The 21,370-nt window shown below is 65.8% G+C and carries 23 protein-coding genes; 8 read left to right on the forward strand and 15 right to left on the reverse strand.

Annotated features, from left to right (window positions below; all coding sequences use genetic code 11):
• Window positions 1-15 precede the first annotated feature (15 nt).
• The 5 genes from J2X62_RS09585 to J2X62_RS09605 are packed head-to-tail and all read right to left on the reverse strand — an operon-like array spanning window position 16 to window position 3,487.
• On the reverse strand, window positions 16-960 hold the full coding sequence (locus tag J2X62_RS09585) for a CopD family protein (RefSeq protein WP_310179949.1): 945 nt from the start codon (window positions 958-960) through the stop codon (window positions 16-18).
• A 16-nt stretch (window positions 961-976) separates the two neighbouring features.
• A complete protein-coding gene (locus tag J2X62_RS09590; RefSeq protein WP_310179950.1) occupies window positions 977-1,576 on the reverse strand; it encodes a copper resistance protein CopC in 600 nt (199 codons plus the stop codon).
• Window positions 1,573-2,235 (reverse strand): YcnI family protein, encoded by a 663-nt coding sequence (locus J2X62_RS09595; protein ID WP_032366718.1) that lies wholly within the window; start codon window positions 2,233-2,235, stop codon window positions 1,573-1,575. The genes J2X62_RS09590 and J2X62_RS09595 overlap by 4 nt, the downstream gene beginning before the upstream one ends.
• A gap of 51 nt (window positions 2,236-2,286) precedes the next feature.
• Window positions 2,287-2,820, reverse strand: coding sequence for a hypothetical protein (locus J2X62_RS09600; RefSeq protein ID WP_032391162.1), 534 nt, complete (start codon window positions 2,818-2,820; stop codon window positions 2,287-2,289).
• Window positions 2,821-2,836: 16 nt separating this feature from the next.
• On the reverse strand, window positions 2,837-3,487 hold the full coding sequence (locus J2X62_RS09605; protein WP_027494864.1) for a DUF6474 family protein: 651 nt from the start codon (window positions 3,485-3,487) through the stop codon (window positions 2,837-2,839).
• 129 nt (window positions 3,488-3,616) lie between these two features.
• Between J2X62_RS09605 and J2X62_RS09610 the strand changes: the two genes are divergently transcribed.
• Complete coding sequence (locus tag J2X62_RS09610) at window positions 3,617-5,239, forward strand: TM0106 family RecB-like putative nuclease (protein WP_371832710.1); 1,623 nt, start codon at window positions 3,617-3,619, stop codon at window positions 5,237-5,239.
• A 40-nt stretch (window positions 5,240-5,279) separates the two neighbouring features.
• Here the strand turns inward: J2X62_RS09610 and J2X62_RS09615 are convergent, their stop codons facing one another.
• The 5 genes from J2X62_RS09615 to J2X62_RS09635 all read right to left on the reverse strand — a co-directional run bounded on the left by J2X62_RS09615 (window position 5,280) and on the right by J2X62_RS09635 (window position 9,829).
• Entirely contained in the window at window positions 5,280-6,047 is a 768-nt protein-coding gene (locus tag J2X62_RS09615; protein ID WP_027494862.1) for an SDR family NAD(P)-dependent oxidoreductase, read from the reverse strand.
• Window positions 6,048-6,159: 112 nt separating this feature from the next.
• On the reverse strand, window positions 6,160-7,176 hold the full coding sequence (locus J2X62_RS09620) for a hypothetical protein (RefSeq protein WP_310179956.1): 1,017 nt from the start codon (window positions 7,174-7,176) through the stop codon (window positions 6,160-6,162).
• Window positions 7,173-8,075 (reverse strand): sensor histidine kinase, encoded by a 903-nt coding sequence (locus tag J2X62_RS09625; RefSeq protein WP_371827933.1) that lies wholly within the window; start codon window positions 8,073-8,075, stop codon window positions 7,173-7,175. Before J2X62_RS09625 ends, J2X62_RS09620 begins: the two co-directional genes overlap by 4 nt.
• 312 nt (window positions 8,076-8,387) lie before the next feature.
• Window positions 8,388-9,095 (reverse strand): TMEM165/GDT1 family protein, encoded by a 708-nt coding sequence (locus tag J2X62_RS09630; RefSeq protein ID WP_032388118.1) that lies wholly within the window; start codon window positions 9,093-9,095, stop codon window positions 8,388-8,390.
• 206 nt (window positions 9,096-9,301) lie between these two features.
• Window positions 9,302-9,829: a hypothetical protein gene (locus J2X62_RS09635; protein ID WP_027494858.1), complete on the reverse strand. Its 528-nt coding sequence runs from the start codon at window positions 9,827-9,829 to the stop codon at window positions 9,302-9,304.
• A gap of 157 nt (window positions 9,830-9,986) precedes the next feature.
• Between J2X62_RS09635 and J2X62_RS09640 the strand changes: the two genes are divergently transcribed.
• Window positions 9,987-10,934: an ABC transporter substrate-binding protein gene (locus J2X62_RS09640; protein WP_310179957.1), complete on the forward strand. Its 948-nt coding sequence runs from the start codon at window positions 9,987-9,989 to the stop codon at window positions 10,932-10,934.
• A gap of 1 nt (window position 10,935) precedes the next feature.
• Window positions 10,936-11,856: a sucrase ferredoxin gene (locus J2X62_RS09645; RefSeq protein ID WP_310179959.1), complete on the forward strand. Its 921-nt coding sequence runs from the start codon at window positions 10,936-10,938 to the stop codon at window positions 11,854-11,856.
• 79 nt (window positions 11,857-11,935) lie between these two features.
• Here J2X62_RS09645 and J2X62_RS09650 read toward each other — a convergent pair whose 3' ends face one another.
• Entirely contained in the window at window positions 11,936-12,559 is a 624-nt protein-coding gene (locus tag J2X62_RS09650) for a superoxide dismutase (RefSeq protein ID WP_019667073.1), read from the reverse strand.
• A gap of 259 nt (window positions 12,560-12,818) precedes the next feature.
• On the opposite strand from J2X62_RS09650, the gene J2X62_RS09655 reads away from it, so the two are divergent.
• A complete protein-coding gene (locus J2X62_RS09655; protein ID WP_371832709.1) occupies window positions 12,819-13,958 on the forward strand; it encodes an acyltransferase family protein in 1,140 nt (379 codons plus the stop codon).
• Window positions 13,959-14,244: 286 nt separating this feature from the next.
• On the opposite strand, the gene J2X62_RS09660 is transcribed toward J2X62_RS09655, so the two are convergent.
• Window positions 14,245-15,189 (reverse strand): LLM class F420-dependent oxidoreductase, encoded by a 945-nt coding sequence (locus J2X62_RS09660; protein ID WP_310179968.1) that lies wholly within the window; start codon window positions 15,187-15,189, stop codon window positions 14,245-14,247.
• Window positions 15,190-15,467: 278 nt separating this feature from the next.
• Here J2X62_RS09660 and J2X62_RS09665 point away from each other — a divergent pair, with 278 nt between their 5' ends.
• Genes J2X62_RS09665 through J2X62_RS09680 form a run of 4 tightly spaced genes read left to right on the forward strand, consistent with a single transcriptional unit; the run spans window position 15,468 to window position 18,689 of the window.
• Window positions 15,468-15,818: a rhodanese-like domain-containing protein gene (locus J2X62_RS09665; RefSeq protein ID WP_027494854.1), complete on the forward strand. Its 351-nt coding sequence runs from the start codon at window positions 15,468-15,470 to the stop codon at window positions 15,816-15,818.
• Window positions 15,819-16,997 (forward strand): DUF4328 domain-containing protein, encoded by a 1,179-nt coding sequence (locus tag J2X62_RS09670; protein ID WP_310179970.1) that lies wholly within the window; start codon window positions 15,819-15,821, stop codon window positions 16,995-16,997.
• Window positions 16,994-17,767, forward strand: a complete 774-nt coding sequence (locus J2X62_RS09675; RefSeq protein WP_027494853.1) for a glycerophosphodiester phosphodiesterase — start codon at window positions 16,994-16,996, stop codon at window positions 17,765-17,767. The genes J2X62_RS09670 and J2X62_RS09675 overlap by 4 nt, the downstream gene beginning before the upstream one ends.
• Window positions 17,768-17,777: 10 nt before the next feature.
• Window positions 17,778-18,689 (forward strand): DUF5926 family protein, encoded by a 912-nt coding sequence (locus J2X62_RS09680; protein ID WP_032401101.1) that lies wholly within the window; start codon window positions 17,778-17,780, stop codon window positions 18,687-18,689.
• Window positions 18,690-18,846: 157 nt separating this feature from the next.
• Here the strand turns inward: J2X62_RS09680 and J2X62_RS09685 are convergent, their stop codons facing one another.
• The 3 genes from J2X62_RS09685 to J2X62_RS09695 all read right to left on the reverse strand — a co-directional run bounded on the left by J2X62_RS09685 (window position 18,847) and on the right by J2X62_RS09695 (window position 21,340).
• Window positions 18,847-19,401 (reverse strand): ferritin, encoded by a 555-nt coding sequence (locus J2X62_RS09685; protein WP_027494851.1) that lies wholly within the window; start codon window positions 19,399-19,401, stop codon window positions 18,847-18,849.
• Between the two features lie 112 nt (window positions 19,402-19,513).
• Window positions 19,514-20,059, reverse strand: coding sequence for a ferritin (locus tag J2X62_RS09690; protein ID WP_283549530.1), 546 nt, complete (start codon window positions 20,057-20,059; stop codon window positions 19,514-19,516).
• Between the two features lie 30 nt (window positions 20,060-20,089).
• Window positions 20,090-21,340 carry an LCP family protein gene (locus J2X62_RS09695; protein ID WP_310180390.1) on the reverse strand — a complete coding sequence of 417 codons (1,251 nt, stop codon included), beginning with the start codon at window positions 21,338-21,340 and terminating at the stop codon, window positions 20,090-20,092.
• Between the last annotated feature and the right edge of the window lie 30 nt (window positions 21,341-21,370).

The following is a 21,370-nucleotide window of genomic DNA, read 5'->3' on the forward strand; positions in this document are numbered from 1 at the left end:
GGCTGCACTCCGGCCTTACGCCGTGGTCGCCAACGCCGCCGCCAGTCCGAACGCCACCGCCAGCAGACAGACATGAGCTGCAGCTCGCCGCACCGAGTAGTCCGCCGTGGAGCGGTGCGCAGTGGCGGTCGGCAACCACGTGCGGCGGATCCGAGATGCCACAGCCACCAGGATCACGGTCATCACGACTTTGGCGAGAACGATTCGGCCGTAACCTGTCTCGATCGCAGCGGCCGGGCTCTCCAACTTCAGGACCGCGTCGAATACGCCGGTCACGGCCACCCCGACGACGCACCACAGCGCGATCCGGGAATAGGCCGGTAAAAGCGTCGCCCACGCTGTCTTGGTCCGCAGACTCAGCGCCATCGCGCCGAGCACACCGAGCCACACCGAGGCGCACACCACATGAACGGCAACGGCAATGGACCCGAATGCGAATTGCGACATGTGTCCGGTGATCGGTCGCGCGACCAGGGCCAGCGCCGCCAGTGTGACCACGGGAACCGGGGACCAGGATGCGTCTCGTCGATATCCGAGTACGCCCATGGCGCACAGAACGAGCGCGAGGAGCACCGTCGTCGCGCCGAGTCGACCGACGGAGATCGACGCGACGAAGGCCGCAAATGCACTCGGCGACAGCGCCGTCACTGCTCGGCCCTCGGCCTCGGCTGCGGCCGCTGCCAACAGGACGAACTCGGCCACCGCCCACAGACCCGACAGGAACCCGATCGACCGCCACATCACCAGCGAGTCGAGGGCGGGGCGTCGAGATGCGGAATTACCGTCCAGGACAGCGAGAATTCCGAACCCCAACACCACCGAACCCGACGCGACAGCGATGACGCGGAGCCACGACGACCCGCTGGGAAAGGTGGGGTACGCCAGCGCGAACGCTGCCGCGACCCCCACCACCGCCGAGGCTGCGGCGGCGAGCACGAGCCGAACGCTCCTCTCGCTCACCGCAGCCACGTCGGATCTACTTCTCGCTCTTCGGCTTACGCTGGTCTTCTGGCTTACGCAGGTCTTTTGGCTTACGCAGGTCTTTTGGCTTACGCAGTGCGAATGCCAATGCTCCGCCGAAGGCGAGGACCGCAATCACGACCAGCACGATAGGTCCGTAACCGCCGAGGAACCCGTCCTCGGACTCTTCCGAGGTGCCCGACGCATCGGCCGGTGCCCCGGGTGTTCCGGACCCTTCCTGCGTCAGCGTGAACGTGGCCGTGCCGCTTACCGGATGACCGTCTGCCGAGGTGATGCGGTAGGCGAGGGTGTACTCGCCGGCAGGGCCCAGATCACCGACGTCGACGACCACGCTCTGGCCCTCGATGCGAGCATCGCCCTTCGACCAGATGTTGCCGTCGGGGCCGACGACGTTGAGCGTTGCGAACTGCGACTGCGGCACCTCGTTGAAGGTCACCGATGCCGTCGCCGGAGATGCGTCGAGCGAGGAACCGTCGGCCGGGCTGTACCCGGTGACCTGCGAATGAGCCGAGGCAATCGGAGCCGCGACCAGCAGTGCCAGCAAGGCCACCGCCGATACGACCACCGCTTTGGCGGACACGGTCAGCGCCCTCACGAGCGTCGGCTCCGTACGGTTGCACCGATTCCGAGGCCGGCGCCGACGGCACCGAGAACGAGCCCGGCACCGGCAATCCACCGGGCGGTGGTGTCCGAGGAGGACGTGGACGTCTGCTCGGCTGCGTCCGTCGTCTCGGCGTGGGCTCCGCCGTGCGCGTCACCGCTCGATGCTGCGAGGGTCAGTGTGGGAGCGGGCAACTCGGGCTCGCTGCCGTCCTCGGTCATCGGCTCGTTCCACTGCACGACCTCACCGTCGGTGTAGGTCTGGGTGGCCGGGAACGACACGGTTTCCTGCTCGGGCAGCGGCCCCGCGGAGAGCAGGAACTGCTGGAACTGGCCCGGACCGACCTCGGCACCGGGATTCGCCGTCCAGGTCACCGACACGGCGAGATCGGCGGAGTCCTTCTCGACGGTGGACGTCCACCCCGGAATGGGTTGGGTGCGAGCGGAATTGAGGCCGGGCAAGGTGACCTTGACCGAGTTGGTCGATGCGGTGTCGGACTCGGTGGGGACGCGGAACGTCAGGACCGAGTAGCCGCCCTGCGCGGCGTCGGGCGCGGAGACGACCACATGGGCGGAGGCTGCGCCTGCGCCGATCAGCAGTGCGCCGACGGTGGCACCGGATACGAACAAGGCACGCGGAATGGAACTCTTCATGAGTGTTGGGTCATTTCTGTACGGAGGTGGAAAGAGGATGTCGGATCAGAGTTACGAGCTGATCGACATCGGAGGCCCACGACGAGAAATGGCCCAGTCCAGGGCAATACCGTGCACCGACGGCATTGCGACGGAGAACCGGACGCGACCGACAGCAGAACCGTCGGGCAGGGGAGTGAGGAGCGCGAGAACGGCACGAACGATCGATGTGATCGGGCCGTAGAGACGTTCGGCTGCGGCGATCAACAGTGCGGCGACCAGCGACGCGGCCGCGTGAAAGCCGATCATCGCGGCACTGGGCAGCAGCGAATGACTGTGTGGTGAGCCCGACATGCCGGCCATGTCGCTCAGGCTCAGTGCGGTATGAGCGAGGAGTTGGCCACCCATCAGGGCGGGCAACAGAACAGTCGAGCGACGCGGAACGGCAGTCATGGCACCGACGCCGAGGCTGACCACGATCAGCAGAGCCAGGCCCGATCCGCTGAGATAGCCGCCGCCCGCCATTCCGTGCGCAGCCACCGCGAGCGCGGCGGTGACCGTACCGACAGCTCCGCCGCGAAGCGGTGCAGCAGAGCCGTCGGTCATCGGATGGTCGGTGAGATCAGCGCACGCCGAGGCGAGCGAGCACGTCCGCTTCGATGCCGTCGAGCTCAGCGGAAATGGCGGCGTGGGCAGTCTTGCGACGTGCGGGCGGCATCTGCTCGGCTGCGCGCACAGCGGTGGTCAGATCGTCGAGGCGCTCGCTGATCGCGGCACCGAAACTCTTGGTCTCCGGATCCGAATGACGCGATCCGATGGTGCTCAGCGACTTCTCGGCACCGGCGATCCGGGCGCTGAGCTTGCCGCCGTGGCCCGAGTACTCGCTCAGCTGATCGGGTGCGACACCCAGCTGCTGCGCCTTACGGTTGTCGAGTTGCCCGCGAACGACGGTGGCAGCGCGGTAGGCGATCGGAGCCAGCACCGGCAACAGAAGCCGAGCAATACCGAGATACTTACGAATCTGAGCCACGTTCAGCGTGCCGGCCGCAGCCGCCTTCTGCTGAGCCCGCAACGCCGAGACCTGCGCCTTCTCGACATTCTTCTGCGACTTCGCCTCCACCGCGCTGAGCTTGCGCTGCGCCTTGGCGATCGACTTCAGCTGCTTGCGCTCGTTCTTCGCGCCGAGCTTCGCCTCGAGAGTGGCCTTGTGCTTGAGGGCCTTCGCCTCCGCCTTGCGAGTGGCACGACCTTTGCGCTTACGGAACAGACCCATCGACAAGGCTCCTGACATGTGCTGCTAGGCGGTAACGGTGCGTTCCACACAGCCTAATGGGTCATTCCGCAGGCTCCACTCCCGCCTAATGGGCAGCTGTTCTTCTTCGGCTGTCGGAGGGCTCACCTAATGTCTAGCGGTGTGAACGGTCAACGAGATGCGGCAGCGTCGCACGCACCTGTGCTGCTCGACGCCGGATCGTTGACGCGATGTCGGCACCGGCTCTATCTCGACACCGCCTACGGGGCGCTCCTGCGCGGTGAACCCGAGAATCCCGGGGTGCGGCAACGCCGAGAGGCGGCCCAGGCGCATCGCGAGAACATTCGCGCGCAGTTGGCAGCGGCCGACCCCATGCAGTGGACCGAGATCGACGAGCCCACGGCCCGTGCTGCGGCCGATGCGACCGTCGCGGCCTGCAGCGCAGGCGTCGAACGTATCTGGAACGCAGTTCTGCCACTCGAACGCGATACCGGCCGCCGCGGACGGAGCGAGCTTCTCGTGCGTGACGCGTCGGGCGGCTACATTCCGGTGATCGTCGTCAATCGCAAGGTCACCGACCCCGGGCGCGGTGCGCGCACCACACCGCTCACGCATTGGGCTCCCGCCGTCGACGAGACCCGCAAGGTGCGCAGCCAGTTGCGCGATCAGCTCCGCCTCGCGCACCTGTACCGCATGCTCGCCCACGAGGGCTTGGCCACGGCCACCCCGGTCGGAGGCGCAGTGGGTTATCGCGGAGAGTGCGTGTTGGTACACGACCTGACTGCCGCGCTCGACGAATACGATATTCGCTTCGCGGACCGGCTTGCTGTCGCGAGCGGTGACGCGGTGACCGTTCCCTCGCAGATCAGCGAATGCCGTTCGTGTGCTTGGTGGTTCGACTGCAAGCCACAGTTGGTGGCGGCCCGCGACGTCTCACTCGTCGCATCGGGATCCCGAGCGGACGTACTGCGCAGCGTGGGAGTGCGGACGATCGACGAGCTGGCGCAATGGACCGGTCCGGCTCCCGAGGAGTGGCCCTTCGGCAACTTCGAAGACGCGGTGTCCGCGGCGTTGGCTTGGCGTGCCGACGTGCCGCTGCTGCGTCGATCGGAGACCGTGACGGTCCACCGCGCCGACGTGGAGGTGGACGTCGACATGGAGAGCTATCAGGAGCACGGTGCGTACCTGTGGGGCACGCTCCTCACCGAGGCAGGCGGACCGCCGCCGGAGTATCGCGGCTTTGTCACGTGGGATCCGCTGCCCACCGTCGACGAAGGACGCTCGTTCGCGGTGTTCTGGAATTGGTTGATGGACACGCGAGCCGATGCCGCGGCTCGCGGGAAAACCTTTGCAGCGTATTGCTATTCGAGACAAGCCGAGGACAAATGGCTACTCGACTCGGCCCGACGCTTCGCCGACGTCCCCGGAGTGCCCACCGAGGCGCAGATACGCGAATTCATCGACAGCGAGCAGTGGGTGGATATCTATCAGGCCGTCAGCGACCAGTTCATCTGCCCGAACGGCAAGGGGCTGAAGAAGATTGCCCCGGTGGCCGGATTCTTCTGGCGCGACGAGGAAGCCGGCGGCGAGGCGTCGATGGGCTGGTACCGCGAGGCTGTCGGATACGACGCCGATCCCGATCACACCCAGCGAGAACGGCTACTCGTCTACAACGAGGACGATGTGCTCGCCACCAAAGTGTTGCGCGAGTGGATGTCCGACCGCGCCGAGCACGAGATCCCGACCGTGGCGGACCTGCGCGCTCGCGTGTGACCCCGCGCCCGAGAAGTCGGGGCCACACGCGAAAGGACTTCTAGCGCGGTGCCATCCGGATCGCGCCGTCCATGCGGATCGTTTCGCCGTTGAGGTAGTCGTGCTCGGCGATCATCTGCACCAGCTGGGCGTACTCGCTGGGCTGTGCGAGACGCGACGGGAAGGGCACGGACGCCTCGAGTCCCTGACGGTATTCCTCGGTGACACCGGCGAGCATCGGGGTGTCGACGATGCCGGGGGCGATGGTGTTCACGCGAATGCCGACCTGGGCCAGGTCACGGGCCGCGGTGATGGTCATCGCGTGCACGCCGCCCTTGGAGGCGGTGTAGGCGATCTGGCCGATCTGACCCTCGAATGCGGCGACCGATGCGGTGTTGATGACAACGCCGCGCTGGCCGGCGTCGTCGACGGTGGACTGCGACTGAATGCGGTTGGCGGCCAGCCGCATCACGTTGAACGTGCCGAGCAGGTTGATGGTGATGACCGTGCGGAACAGCTCGAGATCGTGCGGTCCCTTCTTGGACAGGATGCGACCCGCCCAGCCCACGCCTGCACAGTTGACGACGATGCGCAGCGGCACACCGGACTCGACGATGGTGTCCAGTGCGGCCTCGACCTCGGCCTCACTGGTGACGTCGGCGGGAATGAGGGTCACGCCGTCCGGGACACTGTCTCCGGCGCGCTCGATGGACTGCGGCAGATCGAGACCGAACACCGTGACGCCGGCGCCTGCCAGACGTGCTGCGGTTGCTGCTCCGAGGCCCGACGCGCCACCGGTGACGAGCGCTGCTGTTCCTGAAATCTCCACGTCGTACGATCCCCTTCGTTAGCGGTGTCGGGTCGCGGCACAGGCAGCGACCACGCTGTGTTCTGCACCATAACCGGCGGGGGACCTCACCCCACTCCCAGGCACCCGCCGATCAGGCCAGAATGCGGCCGGAGTCGTCGTATTCGACTCGCTGAGCGCCGTCACCGAGGTCGTCGAGCAGGATCGTCGCCGCGGCCGGTCTGCCCGGAGGCAGCAAGCGAACCGTCACCGATCCCGTCACGGCACCGTCCAGACTGCTCGACGCCCCCGCCGCGATGTCGTTGCGGACCTTCTCGCTCAATGCTGTGGGGCTTCGGTCGTCGAGCATCGTGACCTCGACCCCGCGGGCGCGAGCCGAGCGTGCCGCCCTGGCCAACTCGGGCAGTACGAGCCCGCGGGCCCGCAGGGTGTCGCGGAGCTCGGCTTCGAGGAGTCGGCACGCCAGGACTTCCTCGTCGGTGAGATCGGGGCCGTCCGCGATGCGCTGCAGGAGCGGGCGGGCGAGCGTATCGAGACTGGCCAGGCGGGCGTCACGTTCTTCGAGTACCGCCGCAGCGGCGGCCTGGGCGGCGATGCGGATGGTGGATTGTTCACGGAGCTCGAAGATCGCTGCACCGAGGGGTCGGATGGTGAAGGCGAAGAAGGTCGCCATCAACAACGGAGCAATATTGATGGCGCTGAACGACAACCCGAACAGTGCGCCTTGACCCGTCCAGGCTGCCCAACCGACGACGACAGACATCGTGAGCGCGAGTCCGAACCACGCGGCCGGCGTGCGGCCACGGACACACATGAACGTGTAGATCACAATGGACATACCCAGAGGCCAGGACTGCAGACTGCCGGTCAGCGGCACCGGCGCCACGGCGAAGACGAACGACGCGGCCACCGGCCCGGACACGGTGAGCAGCGCCGTCGACCGTGGGCTCAGCGGATCCCCCGGAGCGCTGAGCAGCAGGATGACCGCGGCCGAAAACACCACCACCGAGACGAACGGCGGCCACACCGCGGACATGCCCTTCAGCGTCGCCGACGCACACACGGCGCACGCGAGGATGTAGAAGCCGGCGACGGCGTACGCGGCCCCCGACTTCATCGACAGCAGGTCGCGAACATCCTCGCCGTTCATCGCGCCCAGCTCAATCGCACAGTGGTTCCGCGGCGGGAGGTGTCGATCTCGGCCGAACCACCGTCGAGCTGACGCATCCGCCCCTCGATGCTGACGGCGACGCCGAGTCGGTGCGGAGGCACCGAGCGTCGATCGAAGCCGATACCGTTGTCTCGCACGATGACTCGCAGTGCCGACGGGGCCAGCTCGACCGTCACCGATCTGGTCGACGCCTGAGCGTGAACGACGCTGTTACGCAGTGCTTCTGCTAGTGCGCCCGCGATCGACCGGACCGCATCGGCAGGGTAGTTCGCCGAGGAATCGGCGGGGTCCTCGCGGACCCTGAAATCGATCGACTCGTCGACCGTCGATGCGGAGGCCCGCATCAGAGCGATCGTGTCGTCGACGGTGAAATCGTGTGTCGCAGTGTCGGTGTGCAGTCCGTCCAGATGGGCCAATGCCGAACGTGCTTGACGGGCCAGGCTGGCAGTGCGGCCCTGGCGAGCGACCGCCAGCAGTGACGACATGACCTCGTCGTGGATGAGGGCGTCGAACCGTTCCCGTTCGACTTCGCGTGCATTCGCCGCAGCCGCCCGTGCGGCATCGCCGTGGGTGGCGCTGATGGTGGCGTCGAGAATGCGACCGGTACGCAGTGCGGCCAGAGTCGCCGCGACGAACACCGTGCAGAACATCAGCCCGAAGAATATTTCGGCGATGATGTTGCTGCGAGGGAACGGCTCTCGCACAGCTTGATTGATCAGTTGCACGATCACCACCGAGACGGCCGTGTGCACGAATGCCGGGATGGGTCGCCACACGGTCGCGGCCGCGAGTGAGGCCAGGCCGGGGAATGCGGACAGGAACATTCCGCTCCGATCGAAGGTGGTCCCGTCCCAGGCCACCCACCACAGCAGGGCCATGACCGGGAATGCCAACGCTGCGATCGAACCCGCAACCTGGCTGACCCTGATGCTCGGGTGAAAGGTGAAGGCTCCGAACGCGAGACCGGTACCGAACACGACGATCACGGCGGCCGGGGTCCACCACCCGGGGACCGTGACGCTGCTGCGCGCGATGTCAGGAACGAGCAGCAGTAGATACGCCGCGTAGCCGGTACCGACGAACCGGCCGAAGATCCTGATGAGCCGATCGGTCGAACGGTGTGCCGCGTCGCTACCCGTCGCCTGCAGGTTGTCGTTCATTCACCCCTCCGCTAGGAGTGTAAACCAAGGTCAGACGTCTTCGGTGGTGCTGCGCTTCTCCACTTCCTGCGGAGCGTCGCTGCGGGAGCGTCGGACGAACGCAGCGGCGACGACGAGGGCCGAGATCGCCACCACGACTGCGGCCGCCACGTACGGAGCCGACGTACCCGGCATCAGTCCCTCGAAGAACAGGACCGCGCCGAAGACGAAGAACAGAATGGCCGCACCGTACTGAATCATCCGTTCCGGCAAATGCTTTCCGAGAACGGCACCCAGCACGATAGCGAGGGCGTCGGCGGCGACCATGCCTACTGTCGAGCCGATCCACACTCCGACCCAGTCGTTGTCGGCGGCCAGAGTGACGGTGGCCAGCATCGTCTTGTCGCCCAGTTCGGCGAGGAAGAACGCGGACGCGATGGCCAGGAAGGCCGACTTGGTGACTCGCGACGCCTTGGCACCCTCGTCGTCGGACAGCGAATCTCCGCGCAGGGTCCACAGACCGAACACGACGAACGCGAGCCCGCCGACGATCGAGATGGCTTCGGTGGGGATGGACACACCGAGGAAATGGCCGACGGCGACCGAGACCAGATGCACGACGGTCGTGGCCACCGTGATGCCGCCGATGACGACGTACCACTTGTAGCGCAAGGCGAACGTCATGGCCATCAGCTGGGATTTGTCACCCAGCTCGGCCACGAAAATGACAGCGAAACTCAACAGTAGAGCGGACAGCACAGCAGACTCCTCGGTCGTCGAACGGACCGAAGGTCTCGCCCACCGGAAGTACCGGTTCAGGTGCCGGGTCGTGGAAAACGACCAGTATGTCGACACGTTGATTGGGGGCTACTCCCCTTCGCTGCAGACGACTTTAAGTGCCGTTTCTCCAATTGTCCAATGCGACAATAAGTTTGGGGACCCGAAAAATCGTGTACGGGGAGCGGTCAGGATGCGAGGAGCATCGCCAAAACTGCGGTGTCGGGATCGCTGATCGGATCGAGGCCGACCCGACTGATCATCGACGTCACGGTGCCGTCGGATTCTGCCTCCACCCACGCGGCCCGGTGATCGAGGCCCAGATGCGGAAGACCGGGCAGCAGAACACAACCCGACGCCGCGCCCGCGCACTCCGGCAGAGAGGGCGTCGTCTCCGACGGTGGATGCAGCATCAGCAACGCGGCCGGCTGATGGTCCGAGAACCGCCCGGGAGCCAACGCGAAATCTCCGATCACCGGTCCCTCGGCCAACACCAGGCCGACCGTCCCCGGCTCCGGATCCTCGGGCAGCTCCTCCCGCACCCCGAACACCGTCGACGTCGCCAACAGACCCGGCATCGACGCGACCCGGACGGCCAGCGCCAGGAATTGAGCCCACTCCTTGGTGGTGTCCGGCCAACGACCGGAGATCACGAACCCGCGCAGTAGACCGGCGGCGTGAAAAGGCGAGACACCGATGAGATCTCGATCGTCCATTGCGCATCCCTCCCAGACAGGTACGAGGCAGAAGCCGGGTACACGACGTTGGGTAAGGAGAAGAATGACCCGAAAACGGCTGGCACACAAGATGGGGAGAGTGCCAGCCGAAAACGTAGCCGGCCCACGGCGGCTCGCCAGCCGATACGCTGCTGCGGTGAAAAACAGAGGATCCGCCCGGCGAACCGTCGTCTCGTTGCTGTCCATGGCGCTACTGCTGAGTGTCGCCGCATGCAGTCGGGAAGCATCGACCCCGGGCGAGACCGGCGGCGAGGTTCGCACCGTGCAGCATGCGTTCGATGAGACGAGTGTTCCCGTCGATCCACAGCGCGTGGCCGTGCTCGACGGCGACCGCACGTTGGAAGCCGTCGTCGCGTTGGGCATCCAACCCGTCGCGGCAGTGAAGCCGCCGCTCACCGGTGACTACGCACCCGTCGTCCGGGATCGGCTCACCACCGAACCGATCGACATCGGATCCGTCGACGCCGACGTCGACATCGAGGCTCTGACGGCTGCCGCACCGGACCTGATCGTCATGCGAACGACGGGTGAGGACAACCGAGCGCTGTACGACCGGGTCGCCCCGATCGCGCCGACCGTCGTCGTGGAATACACCCCGGCCTCGTGGCAGAACACCTTGCAGCAGCTGGCGGGAATCTTCGATCGGCAGGAGATCGCCGACGGTTTGCTGGCCGACTATCGACAGGCGGTCGACAGATCCAAGTCGCGCTCACCTCGGGAAAACAGCACGTTGACCGTCGCGCGAGTGCGCGCCGACTCGTTGCGGTACATGACGCAGGACGGATCGTTTCCTTACGCCGTCCTGGCCGATCTCGGCTACCGCGCGCCCGCACAGCAGGATCGCGGATCCGACGCGGTGCAGACGGTCGACGTCAGCCCGGAACTGATCGACGTGCTGGCGGCCGACGACATCCTTCTGCTCACCGATGCCGGGACGGAGGACGCCGTGGCGCAACTGCGGCAGAACCCGCTCTTCACCGGTCTCGGAGCTCGGGTGACCGAGCTACCGTCCAAGGATTTTCTCTTCGGCAACGTGCTGACCGCCCAAGCCCTGGTCGAGACCGCGACCGAAATCGGGGGCTGACGTGCCGGCATCCGAACGCTGGGTCGGCTGCGCTGCAGTGGCGCGCGAGAACGACGAATCGCTTCGCGGGACAGCTGCACGCGCACACGGCTGGGTGTTGATCGAGCACCGAGGCCCGTGGGGGCGCGAACCGTGGGGGCCGGACGGGCCGCTGGGTCGAATCGGCACCGAACTCTCGCGTCGCTGCAAGGCCGTCGGGGTACGCCCGCAACTGGTGCGAGAAACGCACGGCAGGCGTGAACCCACCGAGACGCGACAGGTGTTTCTTGCGCACTCGGGTCGCCGCGGCCCGTGGCTGGAGAAATACACGGTCGACACCGTCGAGCAGATTCTCGAACTACCGATCGAAACCGCTGCGGCGGGCACCCCACCTGGTATCGGGACTCGCGTCGACCAGCGGCTCTACCTCGTCTGCACGCACGGAAAGAAGGATCCGTGCTGCGCGGTGCTCGGTCGGCCGGTGGCGGCGGCCCTCGCCGGACCCAGCGGGCGGGTATGGGAATCGACGCACCTGGGCGGCGATCGATACGCAGCGGGCATGGTGGCCCTGCCCGACGGCAGCTACTACGGCAACCTCGAACCGACCAACGCGCAGGCCGTCGTGGACGACCACGACCGCGGGCACCTCACGCTGCGCCACTACCGAGGCCGCTGCACCGACGACACCGTCGCCCAGATCGCCGAACACGCAGTACGAACCGAATACGGGCTCACCGGAATCGACGACGTCCACCCGTCCGATGTCACGTCGTCCGGCGTCGCGTCGGATGTTGTGGTGGTGACGACGTCGGGAAGCGTGCAGGTACACGTGACACCCGATCCCGAGCCCCCGCGCCGAACGACCTGCCGTTCCGAGGACGTCGCGAGACCGGACCACGGCGTCGCAACCATCGGGTCGGTGCCCGCCGCCGGGAGGGCGTGACCTTCGAAATGCGACAGGGCCACCGCGTCGAACGCGGTGGCCCTGTCTGCGATTGCGCGTCGTGCGGCAATCTCGAAACCTACGGGAAGATCAGGCCCGGGGTCTTCGACGTGGCAGCCTCGAAACGAGCCTGGACGTCGGCCCAGTTGACGACGTTCCAGAACGCCTTCACGTAATCGGCCTTGACGTTCTTGTACTGCAGGTAGAAGGCGTGCTCCCACATGTCGACCTGCAGCAGCGGAATGATGCCCAGCGGCACGTTGGCCTGCTGATCGTAGAGCTGGAAGGTGAGGAGCTTCTTGCCCAGCGAGTCGTAGCCGAGCACTGCCCAGCCGGAGCCCTGCAGGCCGTTGGCAGCAGCGGTGAACTGTGCGCGGAACTTGTCGAACGAACCGAACTGGTCGTCGATCGCGGCACCGAGTTCGCCTTCGGGCTTGTCGCCACCGTTGGGCGAGAGGTTCTTCCACCAGATGGAGTGGTTGACGTGGCCACCGAGGTGGAACGCGAGGTTCTTCTCCAGCAGGAAGATGCTGCCGTGATCCTCGGCCTCGCGGGCTGCAGCCAGCTTCTCGAGCGCGGTGTTGGCACCGGCGACGTAGGTGGCGTGATGCTTGGAGTGGTGGAGCTCGTTGATCTCGCCCGAGATGTGCGGCTCGAGGGCGGAGTAATCGAAATCAAGGTCGGGCAAGGTGTACTCGGACACGTGGTTCCCTTCTCTAACGACGCCGTGCCCATCGCGTGATGCGGGCACGTTCGTCCTACTGCGGATCTTTCGTAGGGTTCAACCCAATCTCATTCCTACCCCTTGTGCAACCGTTGTAACCGAGATGCTTTTCTCGGAATAAATCCACGTGAACAAGACAGCCGAATTCCTGGGCTGCGAAAACCTGCGATTGTCACGAAATAGTTGCGTAACAGCGCCGAATTGGTCCACACCATGAACGGAACCTAAACTCGAGGGTGTGAAAGGGGACCGTCCGAACCGAAATTCGGTCGACGAGTCCGCCGCCGCACCGGCCGTGACCGCGCCCCGCGTCCAGATGAACGGTGCCGATCTCCTGCGCGTCATCGCCGTCTGCGCCGTCCTCTACTCGCACATCTCGTTCTACCTACTCGACGACGTCGGCGGCGACTGGTGGATGCTCGACATCGTCAACCTCGTCCTCATCGACGACGTCGGCCTCAACCTTCACCTCTCCTTCGTGGGCGTGAGCATGTTCATGCTGCTCACCGGACTGCTCATCACCCGATCCGCCATGCGGCAATCGCGTCGGGACTTCATGTTCGCGCGCCTCGCCCGACTCGTGCCCGCCCTCTGGTTCGCCATCGCCCTGGCCGTCGTACTCGTCAAACTCGGCGTCAACGGCATGTTCAGCGGACAACCCGGAATCAGCAACGGAGAGGCCGTACTCAGCTTCTTCCTCGGCGGCTTCTTCCTCCGACCCGAGGTCGCCGTACTGGGCGTCACCTGGACACTCGTCGTGCAGATCGTGTTCTACCTCTACTGCGTCGCAATGCGCTCGGCGCTACGAGCAAGCCCGATCACCGTGCCCCTCATCGGAGCCGCACTCTGCACACTGGTGATCCTCTGGAACCTCTACCTGCCCCAGCCGTACACCATCCCGTTCCTCACCAAAGTCGCCGGAGTACTGCCCACCCTGTTCCTCGGCCAGATCTTCTACCTCGGCTGGGCGAAACTCGTCACCTGGCGCTGGATCGTCATCGGCGTCGTCGCACAAATCGAAGTGATCCGCCTCGCCATCGACGTCCACACCTTCTGGATGGGCGAGACCTACCTGTGGTCACTGCTCGTCGTCACCGGCACCGTGCTGATCCTCGCCCGATACGACGGACCCATCACCCGCTGGCCCATCATCGGCTGGATCGGCACCCGCAGCTACGCCATCTACCTGATCCACACACTCGTGCTCTACCGCATCTACGCAGCCGTGGAACCGCACTTCGGACCCACCGCCGCCGTCCTGGCCTTCCTGACCGGCACCGCCGCACTCGCCGAAATCATCTACCGCTGGATCGAACTGCCCGCAGCACGACACATCAGCACGCGCTACCGACAACTACGCACTCGATCTGCCGCTTGACCCCAGCCCGCTGGGTAGTTCACCCCCGCTGGGTAGTTCACCCCCGCTGGGTAGTCAATGTGACATTTGGTGGCCTTTTCGGGGGTGAATGTCACGTTGAGTGGACTGGGGTGGCACGACTGGGCTCGATCTCCCGCCGACCCGACTTCTCCGGTCGACCGACATCACCCGGGTGTCGGCCTCGCCGGCTACTCGCTCCTGCTGGGTAGTCAATGTGACATTTGGTGGCCTTTTCGGGGGTCAATGTCACGTTGAGTGGACTGGGGCGGATGGGGGGCGGGGGAGATCAGAGCTGCGGGATGACCTCGGAGGCGACCAGTTCGAGGTGATCGAGATCGGTGAGGTCGAGGGTCTGCAGGTACACGCGAGTCGCGCCGATGGCCCCGAAGCGGCCGATTTTGTCGACCAGTTCGGCGGGACTTCCCGCGGCCCCGTTCTCGCGGAGTTCGGATACGTCGCGGCCGATGGCGGCCGCGCGTCGGGCGATTTCCTCTTCGGTGCGGCCGCAGCACAGGACGAGTGCGTTGGAGTAGACGAGGGAATCGGGGTCACGGTCGGCGGCAGTGCAGGCGGCGCGGACGCGTCCGAACTGCGTTTCGGTGTCGGCCAGCGAGGCGAAGGGGATGTTGAATTCATCCGCGTATTTCGCGGCCAGGGCCGGGGTGCGCTTCTTGCCTCCGCCGCCGATGAGGATGGGGGGACGCGGCGATTGGACGGGCTTGGGGAGGGCGGGGGAATTGGTGACGGGGTAGTGGGTTCCCGCGTGCGAGAACGTCTCGCCGGTCGGTGTTTCCCACAGCCCGGTGATGACGGCGAGGGACTCTTCCAGTCGGTCGAAGCGTTCACCGAGCGCCGGGAACGGCAGGCCGTATGCCTTGTGCTCGTCCTCGAACCAGCCGGCACCCAACCCCAGGTCGACGCGGCCACCGCTCATGGCGTCGACCTGCGCGACGCTGATGGCGAGAGGGCCGGGGTAGCGGAATGTGGCGGAGGTGACGAGCGTGCCGAGCCGGATGGTCGACGTCTCACGAGCCAGGCCGGCCAGGGTGATCCACGCGTCGGTGGGGCCGGGCAACCCGTCGCCGCTCATTGCGAGGTAATGGTCGGATCGGAAGAAGGCACCGTAGCCGAATTGCTCCGCGGCTGTGGCGACCCGGAGGAGGTCGTCGTAGGTGGCGCCCTGTTGCGGTTCGGTGAAGACGCGTAGCTCGACCGAGGAGTGAGAAGTCATGTTTGCCAGGGTAATCAGCTTGGATAAACGACCGCAGACAACTGCTGTGTCAAATCACGATCGATCCACAGCCTTCGTTGGTACTCGATACACCGGCATTCAGTTGTGAGGCCGTGACCTGTGGATAGAAACCGGCACGGGCCCCGATTCTGTGCATCAACCTGTGGATATTGTGGATAACTTTTGTGAGCCAAAGTGACGTAGGTCATAGCTGGGGCCGTCCATCGTCAGGCGGGCACGAGTGGCAGTCGCGATCGCACCCGTGACAAGATCGAGAGGTGTCTCACCCCGAGCAGTCGCCCGCCGTCACCGTAGACCGCCTTCCGGTGCCGTTCCCGGAAGCGGCAGTGCTGCTCGACGTCCGAGAAGACGACGAGTGGCAGGCCGGACATGCACCCGGTGCCGTGCACATCCCGATGGGCGACATTCCGTCCAGAGCAGGCGAAATCGACAACCAGTCCGAGATCTACGTCGTCTGCAAAGCCGGCGGGCGCTCGGCTCGGGTCGTCGAATACCTCAATCGCGTGGGCTACGAGGCCATCAACGTCGAGGGCGGGATGCTCGACTGGCATGCCGCCGGTAGGCCGATCCAGCGCGACGACGATTCGGACGAAGCGAGAATCATCTAGATGTCGGCACCGCAGGGGCGCGCACAGGCGTTCCAGGTCTGCGCCCGCTGCAGCACTCGCTGGGCGGTCGGCGCACGGCCGGGTACGTGGTGCCCCCGCTGCCACGGCGTGCTGCTCTCGCCGGTGTCCGCTCGGGCACCGGCACAGGGCCGCCGCAATTTTCGGTGGGTTGCGCGGCCTGCGTCGTCGAAGGGCAAAGCCGTCGGTCCCGCCCGGGTCGCGGTACCGACCCCCACTCCGCGGTACGACTCGACGCCCCCGTGGGGACTGCGCGACACCCCACGCGACCCCGCAGCACACACGCCCGCCGGCCGCGTCGAGCAGTACGCAGCCAACGCGCAGACGTTCGTCTGGATCACGGCGCTGCTGCTCGGGCTGGCGGCGTTCGCCGAGCTGTTTCGCTACGGAATTCTGCTGTACAACCGCACCCGACTGCTGTCGCCGATCACGCTGGCAATTTCCGATGCGCTGGTCTATTTCGCACAGGTCGGCGCGCTCATCGTCGGTCTGCTCGCGCTGATCACGACGTCCTGCTGGCTGATACGGCAACGCCGGCTGGCCTACGCATCGGTCGGTGCGACCGAGCCGCGGTCGGTGCGATGGATGCTGCTGCTCTCGATGCTGCCTCTGGTTCGGATCGTCATGCCCGGGGTGTACCTGACGGAGATCGTGCGCCTCCGAGCCGAATCCGACGGCGACGTGTACCGCGAGCTCACCTTGATCCGGATCTGGTGGGCCGTCTGGGCGACGAGCAACGCGCTGGTCGTCGTGCAGGTGCTGTGGAGTCTGCGCAACACACTGCAAGCCCGCGCCGACGGCGTTCTGCTCGCCGCCGTCGTGGCGCTCGTGGCCGCAGTTTCCGCGGTGCTGACCCTGGCCGTCATGCGCCGACTCGAGGGCCGCACCCTGCGCGGTTCGGCGCTGTCTCGTCCTACCCGATGGGTCATCGCACCCAGCATCGAGCGAAAGACCACGCAGTCCGAGGCCACGCAGTCCGAGGCCACGCAGACCGAGGCCACGCAGTCCGAGACCAAGCAGGCCGAGGCCGAGACCGAGCAGAACGAGACCGATACTGAGCAGACCGAGACCGATACTGAGCAGACCGAGACCGAGCCGGCCGACGCAGCTCATACGGACTCCGGGGCCGAGAAGGACGACCGGGCGGTGACGGTCTCGTGAGCCCGGACCGACGCGGCCCTTTGGTCGTCGCGCACCGAGGAGCATCTGCGGCGAAGAAAGAACACACGCTCGCGGCCTACGATCTCGCGTTGCGGGAGGGAGCGGACGGGGTCGAATGCGACGTCCGGCTCACGAAGGACGGCCGCATCGTGTGTGTGCACGACCGCCGCGTCGACCGAACCTCGAACGGCACCGGAATTGTCAGCGAGATGACCTTCGACGAGCTCGCCCGGTTGAACTACGGCGATGCTGACGAACCCGCCGAACTTCTGACGCTGCACGACCTGATCGCGCTGATTCTGGATTGGACCAGCAAGCCGGTCAAGCTCTTCATCGAAACCAAGCATCCGGTGCGCTACGGCTCGCTGATCGAGGCCTCGGTGCTGGCCGAGCTGCACCACTTCGGCATCGGCGCGCCTGCCTCGGCGGATCATTCGCGGGCGGTCATCATGTCTTTCGCGCCCTCGGCCGTGTGGCGAGTGCGCCGCTCGGCACCGATGCTTCCGACGGTCCTCCTCGGCGACAGCTCGCACTATTTGGGCGGCGGAGCAGCGACGACCGTCGGTGCCACCGCGGTCGGTCCGTCGATCCGGGCGTTGCGTGAGCACCCGACGCTCGTCGATCGAGCAGCCGCGTCGGGCCGTGCCAGTTACGTGTGGACGGTCGACGAGAAAGAGGACGTGGACCTGTGCCGGGAACTCGGTGTCGGGTGGATCGCGACCAACCATCCCGGACGAACGCGCGCCTGGCTGGAATCGAAGAACGTGTAGGTTTTCTGGCGTGGGTAAGAGCAAAAGAAACAGCGGACCGAAGCAGGACAGCAACCGGGCGGCCAAGCTCGCACAGCGTGAGGCCGAGCGTGCAAGCCTCGAGTCGGGGACGACGCGGCCGTTCGAGGGCCTGGCCGCAGAATGCGACCTGGTGGCGCTGCGCGAATTCGTGCCGTCGGCCACCGCCACCGCGCCGATCACGTCCGGCGGCCGCACCGTCACTCTGGCAACGGTATTGCCGGGAGCCGTCGCCGCTCTGGTACGCGAAGAGGCGGGCACTGTAGAAGGATTCGTCGGCCTGCAGGTGCAGTTGCAGTCGAAAGACGTTGCAGCAGATATCAGTAGCGCGTTGGGCTGGGTCGCCGCCGCTCCCGCAGGTGAGTCGCTCGAAGCTTCGAAGGTGGACGAGAACACCCCCGCATTGACCGATGTCCTCGACCCGTCCGCACTCCTCGAGATCACCGTGCATCAGGATTTCAATTGGTGGATCCCGGAAAGTGCCACTCCCGCAGCCGATGTGGCCGCAACCGTGGAGCGCGCGAATCAGGCGATCATGCCCTCGGCGCGGATCGAGGCGGACGGCGTCGTTGCAGCATGGTGGGTCGATGCCGGCGACAAGGCGCACATCCGGTGGGTTCGCCCGGAGAGCGAGGACGACGTCATGCTCGCCCTCGCACGGTTGCACGCTGCCGGAGACCTGAATCTCGGTGAGGGCTCGCGGTACGCAGGCTCGTTCCGTACGCACGGGTTGCTGGTGCCGGTGTTCGATCTCGATCCGGAGATGCATCCCACCGAATGGGCTGCTCCGACAAAGGAATTCGGGGAGAAGCTGAACGAGGCTCTTGCCGTCGACGCCCCGCTCACGGGAGCGCAGCTGCGCTCGCGGGACGGCCTTCGTGGCCGTCAGGTCACCCTGCGCTGAGCAGTCGAGCTCAACCGAGAGGTGCGGCGGCCCGAAAGTCGGTGCACCGAAACGCACGTCGGGTGGCCGTCGGACAAGGGGCTGCTTGTCCGACGACCACCCGTATGAGCGCGAGATCTCTCGCGTTACTCGTCGATGCGTGTCGCGTGAAGCGAAATTACAGCGATCCGCCGGCGACGGTGGGTGCGCCTGCATCGGCGACGACGCTGGTGTTCATCTCGCGGGCAACGAACTGCTCGAGGTCGAACAGGTTGTGGCCGGCGCGGTCTGCGATGTTGAGCAAGGTCTTCATGCTGGCAACTTCCTCGACCTGCTCCTTGAGGAACCACTGCATGAACTGCTCGCCGAGGTAGTCGCCCTCTTCGCGGGCGGTGCTCGCCAGAGCGATGATCTGCTCGGTGACCGTCTCTTCCTGTGCCAGTGCGAGGGCGATGGCCTCACGCGGGTCCGTGAACACGGACTTCGACGCGTCGACACCGGTCAGTTCGACGGTGATGTCGCGATCGAGGAAGTACTGGACGATCATCATCGCGTGGTTACGCTCTTCGACCGACTGCGCGTAGAAGTGCTTGGCCAGCTGCGGCAGGTCGACATTGGCGAAGTAGACGGCGGTGGCGATGTACTGCTGCGAGGCGTTGAACTCGTTGCGGATCTGGTCGCGAAGAAGTGCGTGGAACTTGGTGTGGTTCGTTTCTTTGATGTCTGCGCTCATGGTGAGGACAATATGCCTGGTCAGAGGGCATTGTCATCCAAGTCGAGCCTTATTGAGGCGAACGTAGCCTAATACAGTCAATCCTAAATGTCGGCTCTGAGCAGGGCGTAAGTTACGCGCTTCCGGCCTCTTTGGGTGCATTGGTGGCGCGGGTCACCGAGCCGAGCTCGCGTGCCACGTACTGCTCGATGTCGAACAGATCCGAACCTGCTCGCCGCACGATGTTGAGCAGGCTCTGCATCGCAGCTACTTCCTCGACCTGTTCGGTGAGGAACCAGTGCATGAATTGCTCCCCGATGTAATCGCCCTCGGCTCTGGCCGCCTGTGCGAGCGCGGTGATCCGATCGGTGACCGCCACCTCCTGCGCCAACGCCAACTCCACCGGTTCGGCGACCGAATCGAACGCGGTCACCACGTCGTCGATACCCGACGCGTCCACCTCGAGTCGGTTGTCGATGAGGAATCGGATCATCATCATGGCGTGCCGACGCTCTTCGGCCGACTGGGCGTAGAAGCGGTGCGCCAACTGCGGAAGATCGTTGCGGTCGAACCAGATCGCGATGGCGAGGTACTGCTGCGAGGCGGTGAACTCGTACCGAACCTGGGCGCGCAGTAGATCGTGAAACGAGGTGGCGGGCTCATGCGACGGCAATGTCATGATCCACAACGTACCGGCCGCACGCCCTCGTCAGGGGCCGCCGGTCAGCAGATCTGCCGGAATTTCCCGATCCTGAGCGATGGCGTCGAAGAATGCCGGTGCCCTGGTGTCGTCCCACACGAGGACGTTGCCGACATCGGAGTCCTGGAAGCCGCCGACCGGCACGGTCGTCGTCACCGGCCCACCGCGCATCGCCCAGGCCAACCCGGCCAGGTTCCAGATGTGGTCTCCGTCGTCGACACTCAACGACGACGCGGTATCGGACACCAACGGCCACAGTTTCAAAGGATTGAGGAAAGTGGAAGCGCTGGTTGCCTTGTCGAGCAGAGCGGACATGAAGGCCCGCTGGTTGTTCATCCGGTCGAGGTCGGCCAATGCGGTCGCGCGGGATCGCACGAAGCCGAGTGCCTCGGAACCGTCGAGATCCTGACAGCCCGCGGGAATGTTGATGCCCGCCAACGGATCGTCGATCGCGTTCTGCACACACACGTTGACTCCGCCGACAGCGTCGACGATTCCGGCGAACCCACCGAAGCCGATCTCGGCGTAGTGATCGATGTGCACTCCCGTCGCGCCTTCGACCGTTTGCACCAGCAGGGACGGCCCGCCGAATGCGAACGCCGCGTTGAGCTTGTCCTCGCCGTTACCCGGAATCGGCACGTACGAATCGCGGGGCAGGCTGACCATCGTCGTCGCCCCGCCGCCCTCGGGGATGTGGATCATGATGATGGTGTCGGTGCGGCTGGGGCCCACCTCGCCGCCGGTCGCGAGAGTTGCTTCCTGCTCCGGCGTCAGGCCGGCTCGTGAATCCGATCCGACGAGAAGCCAATTGGTGCCCGGGGTGTCGCCGATCCTGCCGGGGTACGAGGTCAGAGCGTCGACTCGCGTGAGCGAACTGTCGACGTAGTAGACGATGCCGCCGATGCCCAGAACGAGGACGAGCAGGACGATCAGGAAGCGACGGCCCCAGCGCCGACGCTTGCGCGGCTTCGCAACCTTGGGGGGACGTGAATCACGTTGTGGCCGAGCTGGTTCCGGTCGGCGTAAGGCGCGCTGCGGAGAAGCCGGTGGCTGCCTGCGCTCGTCGACGTACGGTTCCGGCTGTTGGCGCGGTGCGTACCCGGTGCGCCCGGCCTCGTCCTCGGCAGCGCGGGAGTACTGGCGCGTCGAGTTCGGTGGAACGGAACCGGCAGGGCCGGGCTCGGGTGCCTGCGACCACGCCTGTTGCGGTGGGGCAGGGGCACCGTGGCGGGGAGCGGCCGGGCGGCCGTCGCGTCTGATGAATTCGGTGCCCTCGGGTGCAGGCCCCGG

Origin of the sequence: Rhodococcus sp. 3258 (assembly GCF_031456475.1) — a bacterium.
GTDB lineage: Bacteria > Actinomycetota > Actinomycetes > Mycobacteriales > Mycobacteriaceae > Rhodococcoides > Rhodococcoides fascians.

Excerpts from the sequence above, each read along its gene's own strand:
- J2X62_RS09685 (WP_027494851.1), bottom strand. The coding sequence starts at position 19,401 with ATGAGCGCAGACATCAAAGAAACGAACCACACCAAGTTCCACGCACTT.
- J2X62_RS09690 (WP_283549530.1), bottom strand. The coding sequence starts at position 20,059 with ATGACATTGCCGTCGCATGAGCCCGCCACCTCGTTTCACGATCTACTG.
- J2X62_RS09660 (WP_310179968.1), bottom strand. The coding sequence starts at position 15,189 with ATGACTTCTCACTCCTCGGTCGAGCTACGCGTCTTCACCGAACCGCAA.
- J2X62_RS09635 (WP_027494858.1), bottom strand. The coding sequence starts at position 9,829 with ATGGACGATCGAGATCTCATCGGTGTCTCGCCTTTTCACGCCGCCGGT.
- J2X62_RS09625 (WP_371827933.1), bottom strand. The coding sequence starts at position 8,075 with ATGGCCCTGCTGTGGTGGGTGGCCTGGGACGGGACCACCTTCGATCGG.
- J2X62_RS09600 (WP_032391162.1), bottom strand. The coding sequence starts at position 2,820 with ATGACCGACGGCTCTGCTGCACCGCTTCGCGGCGGAGCTGTCGGTACG.
- J2X62_RS09605 (WP_027494864.1), bottom strand. The coding sequence starts at position 3,487 with ATGGGTCTGTTCCGTAAGCGCAAAGGTCGTGCCACTCGCAAGGCGGAG.
- J2X62_RS09610 (WP_371832710.1), top strand. The coding sequence starts at position 3,617 with ATGTCTAGCGGTGTGAACGGTCAACGAGATGCGGCAGCGTCGCACGCA.
- J2X62_RS09670 (WP_310179970.1), top strand. The coding sequence starts at position 15,819 with ATGTCGGCACCGCAGGGGCGCGCACAGGCGTTCCAGGTCTGCGCCCGC.
- J2X62_RS09595 (WP_032366718.1), bottom strand. The coding sequence starts at position 2,235 with ATGAAGAGTTCCATTCCGCGTGCCTTGTTCGTATCCGGTGCCACCGTC.
- J2X62_RS09620 (WP_310179956.1), bottom strand. The coding sequence starts at position 7,176 with ATGAACGGCGAGGATGTTCGCGACCTGCTGTCGATGAAGTCGGGGGCC.